This is a genomic window from Anoxybacillus sp. B2M1 (genome assembly GCF_001634265.1).
Lineage (GTDB): Bacteria > Bacillota > Bacilli > Bacillales > Anoxybacillaceae > Anoxybacteroides > Anoxybacteroides rupiense.
Window position 1 is genome coordinate 2,232,090 of record NZ_CP015435.1, and the last position, 14,586, is coordinate 2,246,675.

The following is a 14,586-nucleotide window of genomic DNA, read 5'->3' on the forward strand; positions in this document are numbered from 1 at the left end:
AGATAATAGTATCTGTCATCTTTGCAGTAATTAAATTATTATCATAACTTCACCCTCCTAATAAAAATTGAAAATTTAGTGTCAGTATGACCAAGATATCCAACATAAAAAATTTCAATCCTCAATAGTTAAGATAAAAATGTTGATGTAGATGCATCATGACCTGTCATCTTTGCAGGTTTCAATCTCTTATAGCTAAAATAAAAATTTGGAAATACAGGCTGTAATGTTACTTCCGTCAAATTTCAATCTCTGATAGTTAAATAAAATTTGCCGAATCAACATTTAGAAAATCAATACAACGTTATTATAAACTTATCTAAAGATTCTATCAATATTTTATTTCTCTTATCACGATAGGAATTTTGGCAAATAGAAAATTGTCGTCGATCCCCCGGGATTCGTACGCTACTAGAGGTCGACGACAAAGAAATACAACTACTCTATGATCTCAAACATTCCAAATCCCTGCGAGTTTTTGGAACCGACCCCAACATCATACATAAATTTCAAATAAGCAAGCGGGGCCTGAATTTCATAAGTTCCATTCCATGCATTGATACGGAAATCTTTAAACGCTGTAATCACTTTATCTTTTTCTGTTACTTTGATCGGCTTAATCTTGACTCTCTCCGTTGGCTGCGTTTGAAAATAGGCTTGAAACTTATTGCAAAAATTTTTCTCTATCATATCTGAAAAAACAAGATCAAACGGCGAAAAAAAATGGGTTCGCTTATCGCCATATCGGTTTTCATAAGTACTGTAGACCGTAAGCGGCGATAGCATTCGAATTCGATAGGCGTGCTTTTCAGTGATATCTAGCGCTTTCACTATCGTTTCCTCAATATGAATCGGCTGTCCATTAAGGTTAAAGTGTTCCTTCAATACATAGTTTCTTCCCAAATCGACAATAAGAGACTCCACCACAGATGAAACATGCCATGTCACTTGGTCAAAAAACTCGATTTTTTTCTCATGCCGATGTATACGGTATGTTCCATAAAGCCGGCTAAAGGTAAATAGTTTAAACCTCCGCTTTTCTTTTGTATATCCAACATTGTGCAAAAAATCTGCAAGGTCAAAATCTTGAATGGAACGGTATAAAAATCCTTGCAACACTTCTTCATAGTTGATCGGTAATATAAGGGTTCCATCTTTTGGTCTAAATCGAATCGTAAGCCTCATCTGTTCCTCCTATAAAATGTTGTCTTCTCCGCCTTTTCGTAACCCCATCTCTTCGCGTTTCGAATATTTTTGCGTGCGAAACGTATAAAACACAATAGAATCTGTATCGGGATCCATGATATTCGCCAGTTCCATTTTTAGCTTGACATAATTGGCTTCGGAAATTTCCCCTTCTAACACCGAGTTTTGCACCCAATATAAATACTTCCTTGCAATCTTTAACGCTTTGGCGACACGCTTTTTATCAAAATCATAGACGAGTATCACAAACATAGCAACACCTACCATAACGAGCGATATGGCTCATATTCTTTTTCGCCGAGAAGATGCTTTTGAATCTTATAAAGCTCAAGACGAATGAGACGACGGTATGAGACAGACTTACCTAGATGCCTGTGATTGACCGTTGTTTTCATGCGCTTGTCCAATTCTTCAATAAATTTTCTCCGCCCCTCTTCTGACAGCAAAATCCCTTCCATATGTTTATCAAACTCTTTTTTCGTAATCATCTTTTTATTAATAAGTGTAAAAATGAGACGATCGACCATAATCGGTTTAAATATTTCCGCAATATCCAAGTTTAACGAAAAACGCCGAAAATTCGTCGCGTGCAAAAAACCGATACGCGGATCTAAATAGGTTTTGTAGATTTCACTTAACACCATCGTATAACAAAGCTGATTCCCAAAGCTAATCATTGCATTTAACCGATTGAGCGGCGGCCTTTTTGAACGCTTTTCAAATAAAAAATCCGGATGATGGTTTAAAATATCATCAAACATACGATAATATTTCTCACGCACATGCCCTTCTGTTGACATCATTTCCTCGACGCTTGTCCATTGCTCCAATTTCGCCCGGTTTGACTGGAAATCGAAAATCATGTCCTTAAATTTTCCTTGATTGGTTTTTACGCGATTTTGATAATATTTCAACACTTGGATCATTTGTCCGATTGAACCGTCGATAAATTTCCGCGCTAAGGCGAGACGTTTTTCCGGATCTAAATACGCTTCGGCCTGTTTTAAAATAACGTGTCCGGCATTTAAATGTTCGCGTGGGTAAAACGTTCCCGTATAATAGCCGTAATGATTAAAATAGTGAATACAAATATGTTTTTGCGCCATCAGCTCCAAAAACTTCTTGGTGACATTCACTTCGCCAAAAATATAAATGTCATTAATATCTTCAACAGGCAAGACCCGCTTGCGCTCAGCCGTTTCAAAACAAATACTATTGTCTTGCCGGAACAACTCGCCGCTTTGAAAAATATAAAGTGTTTTTTTCATCATGATTCCTCCGCAAAACAATATTCACGATAGGCGCAGCTTCGGCAAAATTGAATTTTTTTTGGTTCTGGCGGAATAGGTAACCGGGCAATGCGGCGAATATCAGCGACCGCTTCTTCCAATACTTTTTTTCCTTCTTCTGTCCATTCCACTTTCGTTACTTTCTTTTCTTTTGGAAACAATAACTCCCCTTTTGCCTCAATCCCCATTTTCTTCAATGTATCCAGATAGTACAAGAGTTGATAGTAGGCACTTTTTTCATAGGTGGATGATTTTTTCACTTCTCCAACAACCAAAGTGTCCCCCTCGCGACGAATACGGTCCACTTTAATATTGCCAATTAGCATTTCTTTTTTCTGGCGCTGATACGTTGTTTCCGAGATGAAGCGGCCAATTTCGAGGTTATCGTCCTCTTGATCGGCCGCAATTTGGTGGGTAATCAGCCAAACCTCGCGTTTACAAATAAAGTAGTACCAAATATGCGTGCCATTTACATCCATTACATAATCCATGCATCCACCATCTCACTCGAGCGAATTAGTCCATATTCGCTGTTATAATATTGGTTTAATAGATCATTAGACAAATGAAGCATTCGTGTTTTTTCATATAAATCGCGGTCTAAATTTTTTACAAGCTGAATCGGTGCCGAAATTACATACTGACGGATATCTCTTTTTAAACGCAAATAGTTTTCAAATCTCGTTTCTAAATTGCTTTCTTCGATAACAGTCATTATATATTCTTGCCAGATTGCTATGGCGCGGTCATCCACTTCGACAAACACGTCTACTGCTTGATGTGCATTTTCAATCAGTTGAAATTCTGATACATATTCCGGCTTTTGCTTGATTCTTCGCTTATCTTTGGCATCAAACTTCAACTCTTCCATCGCTTTTATAATCCCATCGGAGGCTGTGAACGATTTAGCGTTTTTTACATTGGAAAAATATTGATGGATAGCATCAAAAAATTGATGTTCCAACATCGATTCTTCTGGAAGCAGTTCTTTAGCGATATTTGTATGAACCGCACCGTATACATATTTAGATTCCAACGCCCCATTCCGTTCCATCGGCGTAATGTACACTTTTCCTAAACCATCCTTTTGCCCGTTGCGGTTGCAGCGTCCCGCCGCCTGTATAATGGAGTCAATCGGCCCCAAGTCGCGGTACACCACATCAAAATCAACATCTACCCCTGCTTCCACAACTTGTGTTGAAATGACGGCCACCTTTTGCTTCTTCTTAAGAAGATCTTTAATCGCATCAATACGTTGTTTACGTTCACAAGGAACAATATTAGTAGAAAGATAGAAAATATGATAACCGTGCTGCTTCAGCCACTTTTTGAGTCGTTCGTACACATCAATGGACGTTTTAATCGTATTAAAAATCGCTAAATACGTTTTCCCATCCTCAAAGTGAAGTTGAAATTGTTCCATCCACTCATCTACATTGTATGTCCCTTTGCTTCCCTTGAGCCACTGAAGTTGGACACGCGCCATTTCTTGAAAAAAGTGAATCGGTTGAACGAACTCTGATTCTAAAAGCTCTACCGTCTCATCTTGTGGAAAAATGAGAGGCTGTGTAGCTGTTAATAATAAAATTTTGCAAGAAAACAATTCAGCCATATTTGACAGCACAACGCGCAACAACGGCCAATACTCAACCGGCACATTTTGAATTTCATCGAGAATGATAATGCTTCCCGCAATTTGGTGAAACTTCTTCAGCGCTCTATTTTCATAGCCGATAAGAGTTTGAAACAGTTGGACAAACGTCGTAATAATAAACTCGGCTTCCCAGCTTTCGGTCAGCAACAAGGCTTGTCTAAGCGGCAATTCCTGATGGTCTGTGCGGTATTGAAACGTGGATAAATGATGATGTTTAACCAAATAAAGCTGCTCGTTTCCGTTAAAATCTTCTAATTGTGCAAGAAGATCGTGAACCACTTTCTCGTTTTGATCAATAACGCTCGTAAACGGCAGTGCATAAATAATTTTGGGCGTATATCCCTCATATTTCTCGGTATGCTCCCGCCATTTTAAAGCAACGGAAATAGATAGAAGTGTTTTTCCCGCCCCCGTTGGCGCTGTCAATGTAAATAGCCTTTGTTCAGGATTAGTGCGGGCAATTTGTTCGATTCGTTCCATGACTGTTTGATGCATTCGATTGCGCCAACCGTTTGTTCCTTCGAGTATTTCCACATCAAAATTGGCTTGGCGGTATTGATCGACTAGATGTCCGGGAATATGGACGCGCGGGTTCCGCTTAATATTAGCTGCAGACCATTTATCAGCCTCGATTAATACAGAGTATAACAACAACACATAATAATATAATTTTGCCGTAAGCGCCCCTCTTTTCCGTCGCGCAAGCAAATAAAATTGGCGATATGTCTCATCAAAAGTGTTCTCATAATCTTGTATAAAATTTGCAAGTTCTTCAGATAAGGAAAGCTGAATCTGCAACTCCTCCCATAGTGGCGATAAATCCTCAATAATGTACGAAGCATGTTTTTTTATGTCTTCCAATTGAATTTTTAACGTCCGCACCCGATCATACAGCGAGCGCTGTACGTCATCTTCATAAATGTCATTTGCATCTGTTACATCTAGTGCTATATCGCGCAAATTCCCATGGTGGTGCATGACGGCAAAATATCCTAGCAGCGGAGCAAATTCTGACCATGAAGCAGGCAACCTTTCGGAGCGGCATAACAAGTGTGCAGCAAACACCGCAGAAATAAACGAATGATGATGTAAATCTCCTTCCATCTCTTTCGTTCGCAAATATGTTTGAAAATAAGATAAATATTTCCCGAAATCGTGTGTGATGGCTACGATTTTGCCTATGTATTGCACCGTTTCGTAGTCTTCTCTCGACAAAGGTACATACTCAAGCAGAGTTTTTAAATATTCATATACTTCCCGCAAATGAACTACTAATCTTTTATCTGGTTTTGTATGCGACAAATACACGCTTCCACCCCCTAAAAAAATAGCGCGGCGGTCTGACATGCGCGCTACATGAACAACACATGTTCCGTTTCGTTGCCGTACGTGACAGTAACGTATGGCACGTTAGGAACAGCGACCAACCGCCGCGACAATTCTAGCAAATAGTAGTCTGTCTCGAGAATGGTTCGTTCTTTCGTAAAATGACGGGTCATAAATTCTTTCACAAACCTCGTGTCAGTTGACAGCTGAACCGATCGCTCGCGCAAATCCGAGATGCGCGCGACTGAATGGATCGGGATTAAACCGTCTGGCTCATTTTGTACTCCTTCCGCCTCCGCGATCCATTCTAGTTGTCCAAGCAATTCCGACAGACCTAGATACGGCGGGTAAATATATCGGTTTGATTGCACCCGTTTCTTTACATCTTCATAAATCACCGGGTCTTTATGAGAAAAATAAACGCGGTAACGCAATGCCATCTCTTCTTTTCCCGGAAGCACAAACTCAAGAGGGATTTGCGTATGCCCCTCGCTATTATTAAGATGACCTTTCGATTTCACTAGCATATAATTGACCGTTTGCATCATTTTCCGAACCGGGGTGCGAACGGAAAGCCCCACGTGGCATTGATCGAATGAAAATGGCTCGTAATAACCGTCCCTCTCGATTCCTAAGACTCCTGCAATTAATCCAACAATCGTTGTTCGCGGCGGAAAGAAATATGATAGAGAAGATGAGTTCGTATCCATCTTTCGAAAATGTCCCATCTTCCCGATCAAATCAAAAATGAGTATATTCATACATGTCACCCTTTTTACAGCACTGAAACCAGCTTGCTTGCTACATCGTTAGGCAGAAGATCCGTCAATTGACCTTTCTGTCCTTCGCAGCTTAACAATAAATTCGAATCTTTCCAGTAATAAACATGGGCAATTTCATCATTAATTTCTAACAATCTATTCACTAGCGCATCGATCCGAAGTTCGACTTCAGAGATGCTGCGCAGTCCCTCTGTTTCTGTTAAACTGATTAAATCGCGCAAATCTCCCGCTACAAATTCTGGAGAAGTGTATTCCACGCGCATATATAGACGCGGATATTGACCAACTTTACTGCGGGTGGTACTCAACGGAATGGCCTTCACCATCGCCTGATCCAACAGGCGAACATCGTCTTCTGCAAGCCGTGTATGCGTGGCGCGATGGCCGCTAACAATGCCATGAAAGGCTAAAAATGAGTAGTATACACGGTAATCTTTGCCGATATTACCGCCATCATTTTTGTCATCCGAACCAAAATGTGAAGTAATGCTCGTCGATTCAACAAGCGTCACTTTGTTTAATGAGTAGCCCCAATTGAATTGAATCGGGCCAATAAATGTCATGGAACTTCCTTTATCTTCAGATTTCAACGGCATCGTCGCTCCAAACAGCCGAACATCAATCAATTGGTCGAGCATCCAATCTTGTTGCTCTTTGGATAACTTATTAATGTTTACCTTTCCTTCAAATTTGTCAAATAAACGCTTGATTCGTTCGGTCGCGTTGACTGTTTCTCCATCTACTTTTCCTACAAAAATTTCTTTTCCGATTTGTTCAAAGTAATCACGGAGATAGCGTTTTAAACGAACATCGCTCACTAAGTTCACCGAGCGCTCATAATCCATGCGCGGACGGTTCTCTTCGTCGATGTCACCGTTCGGATTGGTCAGCTTGGCATCATAAAGAAATAAAATATCGCTATTATTCATCACTTGCTCTCCTCCTTATCATTCTTTTCTTTTTTGGCGTTCTCCAAAATCCGTTTCGTTCCATAAGCATAGCCTGACAATAAATAAAAAACGCTTTCACGATCTGATAAACTCCATTTTTCCTGTATGGCCGCATCTAACAAATGTTTATGCTCCGCATAAATAAGCTCATTATGCGCAGAAGCAATTTTCAACTGCCGAAGTTTATCGGGTATTTCGTTAGAGAGAAACATAATTCTTTGTTTGCTCATGCCGTGATAGTTGATTTTGGACAAAATCGGCTTATTCGCTGTTCTTCCCGTCCGAGCTTGTCCAAGCGCTTCTGCCCGGGCGTTCGCTTTTTTGACTTGCTCAGCTCCGATTCGAGCAATTAAATAACCAAGCAAAAACAATGCGCTTTGTGCAACAGTGTAGTTCATCGTTCCCATATACTCAGCTATTTCCGCATCCGGCAATGCATAGGAGATGCCATCCGCCATTTCCTTCGCCTCCTTTATCAGTTCAAGCTTGTCTAACAGCTTTAAGAGCAGCTGTGCTTGTATCATTGCATCTACTAGCTGAACATCGTTATATTCCTTTTTACCGTTGAATTGATAAACGTCATAGTGTGCATATGCATGAACTTTTGCCAATTGCACAAATTGTGTAATGAGCCAATGGTATGATAGAGGCTTTTTTGTAAGCAATGATTCATACACATGCAAAATTTTGCGCTTCTCTAAGTTGTCTCCCTTTTTCACACGCATCGGAATAAGATAGTAAATCGCATCCAAGCCAAGGTTAAATTTCGCCTGACTAAAAAATCGGCGCCCTAGTTCTTCCGCCTGTCTCATCTCTCTGCTTAACTGTCGCAAATACGTTAACGGAATATCTGACACAAGTTTATTAATCTTTAAAGAAGCTTGCGCTTTCGTGTAAAAAAGAAAATGCAAAGCAATGTAGTTATCCATCTGCTCTTCAAAACGCCTGTAATTCTCAATATATTTATGCAACTCTTTAGCAGTTTCCGCTGTTTTGATGGTTCGGACAAACTGCTGAATATACTCGCTAATTGTCTCAAGCGAGGCATTCTCAAATGGGATATCGTATAAAAAATCTGGAATGATATAACAAGGCAAACCGCTAAATCGGGTATTAAAGTTGCGAAGGATATATGCTTCTCCAACCATAATCGCTTGATAAGCGCCACGGCTAATGGATAAGTTTTTTACAAACATTTTTTTGTCAAAACCGCTTGCAAAACTAATTTTATCGTTTATGTAATAGTTAAATTTTAATTTCGTAGTCTCGCCCGTGACAGCCTCTGTTTGGTTAGTCAGCGCACATACACCTGTTTTTGCGTCTTCAAACACACTAAGTTTCTCGGCAAGGACTAACCGTTCATATTCCGGCTGTTTGACTACTAACTGTCCATCAAGCGATAGAGAATATAATAAAACATCTTTGGAATTTACATTTAATTTTGCTTCAACAAATTGTTGAAACTGCTTTGCTACCGCGCTAAGCGCCTTTTTCCCGTCTCTTTCGGTCAACGTGCCGCCAATGTAGTCAGGATTGAATACATAACGATAGCGTTCACCTGAATTTTGTGTTTCGCCTAAATCAACAAAAAACCGCTGACGTGCTTTTGTTAAAAGAGCATAATAAGGGTCTTCATGATTCCAGCGTTCAAGCAAGTTAGGAATGGTTTGCCCTAACAAATATTCAACATTTCTCACCGTACCGTACCATTGTGGGCTCGCTGCCCCGTCCGCTGTGCCGATCCATAAAAAATCAAGCGAAGTAGATGAGTCCACCTCTTTAAGTATCAAGTTAATCTTTTGATCGGCAATCGTCAAATCAACAATGACTACATATTTAACAGCGGCAGCTGAATGTTCAACCGGCAAAGTAATGGCTTGAACAATCGACGAATTTCCTTCCATTAAATATTTATGACCAAGGGAGTAGATCGTTTTAATCATTATCCCACCTCCTTTAGGATTGGATTACTACAACTAAGGAGATTTTACCATAAAAACCCTCTAATTCAAGATCTAACGCAAAAATTTCACATTTTATTCTAACTTTTCTGAATTAAACTAGGACCTTCGGAAAAAATCATGAATTTGCGCTGTATCTACCTGTATATGGACTTTTCTGATCTTATTCTTCTTATGCTCCATGCATGTTTTACTGGATACAAAAAGTATATGGATACGCATCTTTTGTCCTCCTTCAAAATTTTTTACAATTACATTTTTAATTAAATTTACCTCAAATTTTCTTAAATATTCATTTGTCTTCATTCCTAAGTAGGTAAGATAACAATGACATTATTAATGTTTTAATTCTTATTTAAGGTAAGATAGCCATATAGAACGAATAAAAATAATACTGCACACTATCCATCATAGTTGCCAATACAGACATTTTATATTCTATTTTCATTGCTTTTTACCTCGTTCCTCAATTAAGGGGAAATGTATTTATGTCAATTTTCAGTTTATTTTATTGTAAAAAATATGCACATGCCAATACAAACGATTGCATTAACCTGTGCACAATAACAGATGGAGAATCATTCTTACAAATTCATTATACAACGAATTTGTAACATTTTTTAAAAACCAAAAAATATTTCCTTATATTTTCTTTTTATTGTAAAACGTACCGCAAAGATTGACATTAATGAAGTTTCTAAGTGGGAACGTGTATATATACACTTCATGAAAAACAATTTACAGGACAGTTCAAAGATATTTATAACAAAAACATAATGCACTCGCATTCAGTATCTAAAAAACTAAGGAGACACTCCTACTCCATCTATCCTCATGCTCGAACAAAAACTCTCCTAGTCACGATTCAGGTATTCCAATGCTTTTTGATTCCTCATAGTTAAGATAAAAAACAGTTAACCATTGATATATCAAAAATTAGTTACTACGACACCATCATTATACATAGCTTAAAAAATTGATACAATCTTCAAAAGGGATTATGTCTGATAGGAAGTGCGAAAAAAATAAGGGGTCGTCAATCTCCCAGGATTTTAGCACGATTGGGGGATCGACGACCATTGAATACCTCACTCATTTGATATGCAATCATGAAATGTCCGCTTGTTCTTGAACTATTAGGATAATAACCATTGACAAGTTGTATGGCATGGAGTGCTACTTATTAATTCATTCGCTGTATGGGTTAAAGCTAGCATTTTCGCCTAACACCTATCCCCCTCTACACATAATGTCTAGGTAATTTTCTACTTTAAAGAGAGGGGAAGGCAAGGGATCTCGATTTTTCTATACAAATTTATAACTTTACGATGATCGAATATACTCTAGCTACCTTTATACAACGCTATTACTTCTTCAACATCAGAACACATTTTAAAACAATTTCCAAAAACACGAATTACGGCTTTAATCCTTTTGGCGTTACTTTGTTTTCTATTTTCTTTAATATGAGGTCAAATAAAATGGCCAAAATGGCGGCGGGGATCGCTCCTGCTAGAATAAGGTTTTTGTCCGCCACCCGCAAGCCGCGGTCGATCAGATCGCCAAGTCCTCCGGCACCGATGAATGTCGCCAGCGCCGCAACACCGATCGTTAACACGGTCGCGGTTCTTACTCCTGCCATAATCACTGGCAAAGAGAGGGGAAGTTCGACCATCCACAAAATTTGCCATGAAGTCATTCCCATTCCTTTCCCCGCATCCACAAGCGCCGGATCAACACCCAAAATGCCTGTATAGGTATTTCGTAAAATCGGAAGCAAGGCATACAGGGTCAACGCGATAATAGCCGGAAGCTTGCCAATTCCGAAGATCGGAAGCATAAATCCCAATAAAGCAAGGCTTGGAATGGTTTGAATAATCGCGGCCACTCCGATGACCGGTTCAGCAATCCTTTTATTCCTTGTCAAGAGAATGCCAAGCGGAACAGAGACAAGGATGGCAACCGCCATTGAAATGGCGGATAACATAATATGCTCTTGAAAGGCAAGCCAAATATCTTGCTTCCTGTCAATAAACGTTTGGATGAGATTCATCTGTTATCACTCCCTCACTGTTGCTTATGAAACTCCCATTCGGCTAAGCCGCGCATCAAGCTCGATCTTGTAATCACCCCTGCGAGCCGATCTCCTTCTAATATCGGGATCATGTTTATATCCTTATTTTGGAAAATTTCGGCCACATTTGTCACATCATCATCTTTCGTTAGCGTCGCACAATTCTCGTCCGTAATATCGGCCAGCACCCATTCTTCTTTGTCATATTGTTTTTCCAACTCTTTTAATGTCACGATGCCAAGAAAGACTTGCTTTTTGTCTGTAATCATTAAACTGTCTACTTTCTTTTCCTTCATCAAGCGAAAAGCCTCGGCTAATCCGCGGTTGGGAGAAGCAGTGACAACAAATGAGGACATTAAATCTTTCGCCGTCGGCACTAATGAGTTCCCCTGCTGAAGCCGATTTTCCCCAATAAAACCGCGGACAAACTCATTGGCCGGACGCCGTAAAATCTTATCCGGGGTATCAAACTGGACTATTTCCCCTTCTTTCATAATAGCAATGCGATTGGCGATTTTTAGAGCCTCATCCATATCGTGAGTCACAAATACAATCGTTTTTTGCACTTCTTCTTGAAGCTTTACAATATCATCCTGAAGCTGCTCGCGGCTGATCGGGTCCAGCGCGCTAAACGGCTCATCCATTAGAATAATATCCGGCTCCGCTGCCAATGCGCGAATAACCCCTACACGCTGCTGCTGCCCGCCGCTTAATTCCGATGGATAGCGATGCTTAAAAGTGGATGGATCCAAGCCAACTAAGTCAAGCAGCTCATCGACGCGCTTTTCATACATATCGGCTTTCCACTTTTTCAATTTGGGCACAAGGGTAATGTTTTGCGCAATGGTCATATGGGGAAACAAACCAATCTGTTGGATCACATACCCAATGTTGCGGCGCAGTTCTACCGGATCAATCGTCGATATATCTTGACCGTCAATATAAATTTTTCCAGAGGTCGGTTCTGTCAAGCGGTTAACCATTCGCATCGTCGTCGTCTTTCCGCAGCCGCTTGGGCCGATTAACGTCACCAATTCTCCTTTTTTTATTTCGAGATTGATATTTTTTAAAGCAATAAAACCATCATCATACTGCTTTTTTACATTTTCAAATCGAATCATGCTGTCCCTCCTTCAAACTGGCCGTTTAGTCAATGAGTCCTTCCGATTTGAGGAAGTCGATCGCTACTTGTTTTGGCTGCTTCCCTTCGATATTGACCTGTCCGTTCAACTCCATCATTTTTTCATCAGATAAGATATTTTCAAGCTTGTTTAGCGCTTCTTCTAATCCCGGATTGGCATCCAAAACCTCTTGGCGAACAATCGGTACAGCATAGTATGGAGGAAAATAATGTTTGTCATCTTCAAGCACAACGAGGTTGTATTTTTTGATACGCGCATCGGTTGTATAAGCAGTAATGACATCAATATCGCCGTTTTTAGCGGCTTCATATTGCAAATCAGGGTCGATATTCGTTTTTTTCTTAAACTGAAATCCATATTCCTTGACTAACCCGTCGTATCCATCGCTCCGCTCAAAAAACTCGGCATCTGAACCGAATACGAGCTGATTCGATTTTTTTGCTAAATCTGAGCTTGTTTTCACCCCAAGCTCATCCGCCAGCTCTTTTCTCATAGCCAAAGCATACGTATTATTAAATCCAAGCGGCTTAAGCCAAGTAATATTAAATTTTTCCTTATATTCTTTTTTCGTTGCTTGATAGATATCATCTGGCGTTTGCGATGCGTCATATTGATTTTTTAAAATATTTAAGTAACCGGTACCCGTATATTCTACATAAGCATCGATGTCGCCACCTTCGATCGCCTGTTGCAGCATAAACGCGCCGCCCAGGCTATCCTTTACCTCTACATCCAAATCTGTATTCGCTTTTACGTATTCGGCCAGCAAATGCGTTAAAATCATTTGTTCGGTAAATTTTTTACCGGCAATCACAATCTTTCCTTTCTCTGCTTTTCCTCCCGTTCCGCAGGCCACCAGTGATAAGACTAATAAAATCGTTCCGATCAAAGCTGCACATTTACGCAATGAAATTCCTCCCCTTTACATGATTGAGCTAGCTCAAAGCTGTGATAGAGGATGTACAATCATCATTTAGAAACAATCACGTAACTATTCAGCATGTTATGCCTCATCACTAGAAACTTTATAAGAAAAACTCTTCCATAGCCAAAAACAAATCACACGCCATTCAAGCGCTGCAAATTACTTTAAATGAACTTTCAAGGTCACATGACGATTAGCTGATTGTTTTAGATAGCGGAGACATATAGATGCGATGTAGCCTATTTCCAATGGACGTTCCTTTAGACGGTGAAGAAACAACGAACAAGCGCCTACTCTTTTCTGTTTACCGGACTTGTATCAAAAGATGGAGCGCCGCTCTCATTTCTTCTCACGCTGAAGACAGATGACGGAAGCTGTCTTCAAACACTAAAAGATGGCGTTCATGCCAACAAACGAAGCAATGGAAGTCGTATGCTGCATCTGCTTCATATGCGGGTATGAAATGTGTGACTGGTAGAATTCGCTACGGAATTTGATGAAAGAGGAGATCAAACATCTACTGGATATTCAACTGATGAGGAAACAAGACGAAGGGAAATCTGATCATACATAAAGCGATTGGTTATTCAAACATTTGAACGATTACCTTCATCAAAACAAAGCACCCTTCTGTCCAAAATGGACGAAGCATCTTTTTTACTCTAAGCAAAAACAAAAATCTCATGACCTCATTTGTATAAAGCAGATCTACTGATTCATCTTGTCAGGCAAGATCGCTTCATACGCGCCACGAGCGTCAGACAAGATTTCATAGATTACGAAGCATCCTGCTCCATACAGATCGTTGAGCCAACAAGGCTCTGCCTTCTAAACGATGATCGTTCATCCACTAGGAAAAACGATAGAATGTTTACAAAATGAAAAAAGACTCTTGTCTCAGCGCTGTCTCACAGTAAAAACCCGCCTCCATAAATAAAGGAAAATACAGCTTAAGATGAAGCAAGGGATGAACGAAGATCACTCCATCATACATGGATTTCTAAATTTCAACTCATGATTCCCTTTCATCTTCTGTATTCTTGGGCATGCTGCTTTCATAGCCCTGTTATGATCATCTTCACTCTTTATTTTTGATGCCTTCCGCCAGAGCAAATCCCCTCTTTCCATGGTTCTGAAAACAAGATCCAGCGATAATATGCTGAATAGTTACATAATTACAATGATTATTATACCGATACATAGATATGGTTTACAAATGGGAAATAAGTGTATATCAAGCGATATGTGCGAATTTCCCACGATACTAGTCGGATATA

General features: G+C 39.8%; 12 protein-coding genes. 1 reads left to right on the top strand and 11 read right to left on the bottom strand.

Going from position 1 to position 14,586, the window contains the following annotated elements:
• Positions 1-438: 438 nt before the first annotated feature.
• From cas6 to GFC28_RS10840, 11 genes are all read right to left on the bottom strand, one after another.
• Positions 439-1,185 (bottom strand): CRISPR-associated endoribonuclease Cas6, encoded by a 747-nt coding sequence (gene cas6, locus GFC28_RS10790; RefSeq protein ID WP_044741374.1) that lies wholly within the window; start codon positions 1,183-1,185, stop codon positions 439-441.
• 9 nt (positions 1,186-1,194) lie between these two features.
• Positions 1,195-1,458, bottom strand: a complete 264-nt coding sequence (gene cas2 / locus GFC28_RS10795) for a CRISPR-associated endonuclease Cas2 (RefSeq protein WP_044741373.1) — start codon at positions 1,456-1,458, stop codon at positions 1,195-1,197.
• 8 nt (positions 1,459-1,466) lie between these two features.
• Positions 1,467-2,474, bottom strand: a complete 1,008-nt coding sequence (gene cas1b, locus GFC28_RS10800; RefSeq protein ID WP_044741372.1) for a type I-B CRISPR-associated endonuclease Cas1b — start codon at positions 2,472-2,474, stop codon at positions 1,467-1,469.
• Positions 2,474-2,986 (bottom strand): CRISPR-associated protein Cas4, encoded by a 513-nt coding sequence (gene cas4 / locus GFC28_RS10805; RefSeq protein WP_231883411.1) that lies wholly within the window; start codon positions 2,984-2,986, stop codon positions 2,474-2,476. The genes cas1b and cas4 overlap by 1 nt, the downstream gene beginning before the upstream one ends.
• Positions 2,974-5,457, bottom strand: coding sequence for a CRISPR-associated helicase/endonuclease Cas3 (locus GFC28_RS10810; RefSeq protein ID WP_044741371.1), 2,484 nt, complete (start codon positions 5,455-5,457; stop codon positions 2,974-2,976). Before GFC28_RS10810 ends, cas4 begins: the two co-directional genes overlap by 13 nt.
• A 44-nt stretch (positions 5,458-5,501) precedes the next feature.
• Entirely contained in the window at positions 5,502-6,236 is a 735-nt protein-coding gene (gene cas5b / locus GFC28_RS10815) for a type I-B CRISPR-associated protein Cas5b (protein ID WP_044741370.1), read from the bottom strand.
• A 14-nt stretch (positions 6,237-6,250) separates the two neighbouring features.
• Entirely contained in the window at positions 6,251-7,186 is a 936-nt protein-coding gene (gene cas7b / locus GFC28_RS10820; RefSeq protein ID WP_044741369.1) for a type I-B CRISPR-associated protein Cas7/Csh2, read from the bottom strand.
• Positions 7,186-9,150 carry a type I-B CRISPR-associated protein Cas8b/Csh1 gene (cas8b, locus tag GFC28_RS10825; RefSeq protein WP_044741368.1) on the bottom strand — a complete coding sequence of 655 codons (1,965 nt, stop codon included), beginning with the start codon at positions 9,148-9,150 and terminating at the stop codon, positions 7,186-7,188. The genes cas7b and cas8b overlap by 1 nt, the downstream gene beginning before the upstream one ends.
• A 1,435-nt stretch (positions 9,151-10,585) precedes the next feature.
• Positions 10,586-11,221: an ABC transporter permease gene (locus GFC28_RS10830; protein ID WP_044741367.1), complete on the bottom strand. Its 636-nt coding sequence runs from the start codon at positions 11,219-11,221 to the stop codon at positions 10,586-10,588.
• Between the two features lie 14 nt (positions 11,222-11,235).
• On the bottom strand, positions 11,236-12,363 hold the full coding sequence (locus tag GFC28_RS10835; protein WP_044741366.1) for an ABC transporter ATP-binding protein: 1,128 nt from the start codon (positions 12,361-12,363) through the stop codon (positions 11,236-11,238).
• A gap of 25 nt (positions 12,364-12,388) precedes the next feature.
• Positions 12,389-13,291 carry a glycine betaine ABC transporter substrate-binding protein gene (locus GFC28_RS10840; RefSeq protein WP_044741365.1) on the bottom strand — a complete coding sequence of 301 codons (903 nt, stop codon included), beginning with the start codon at positions 13,289-13,291 and terminating at the stop codon, positions 12,389-12,391.
• A gap of 285 nt (positions 13,292-13,576) precedes the next feature.
• On the opposite strand from GFC28_RS10840, the gene GFC28_RS19310 reads away from it, so the two are divergent.
• Positions 13,577-13,771 carry a hypothetical protein gene (locus GFC28_RS19310; RefSeq protein WP_156487530.1) on the top strand — a complete coding sequence of 65 codons (195 nt, stop codon included), beginning with the start codon at positions 13,577-13,579 and terminating at the stop codon, positions 13,769-13,771.
• Positions 13,772-14,586 lie beyond the last annotated feature (815 nt).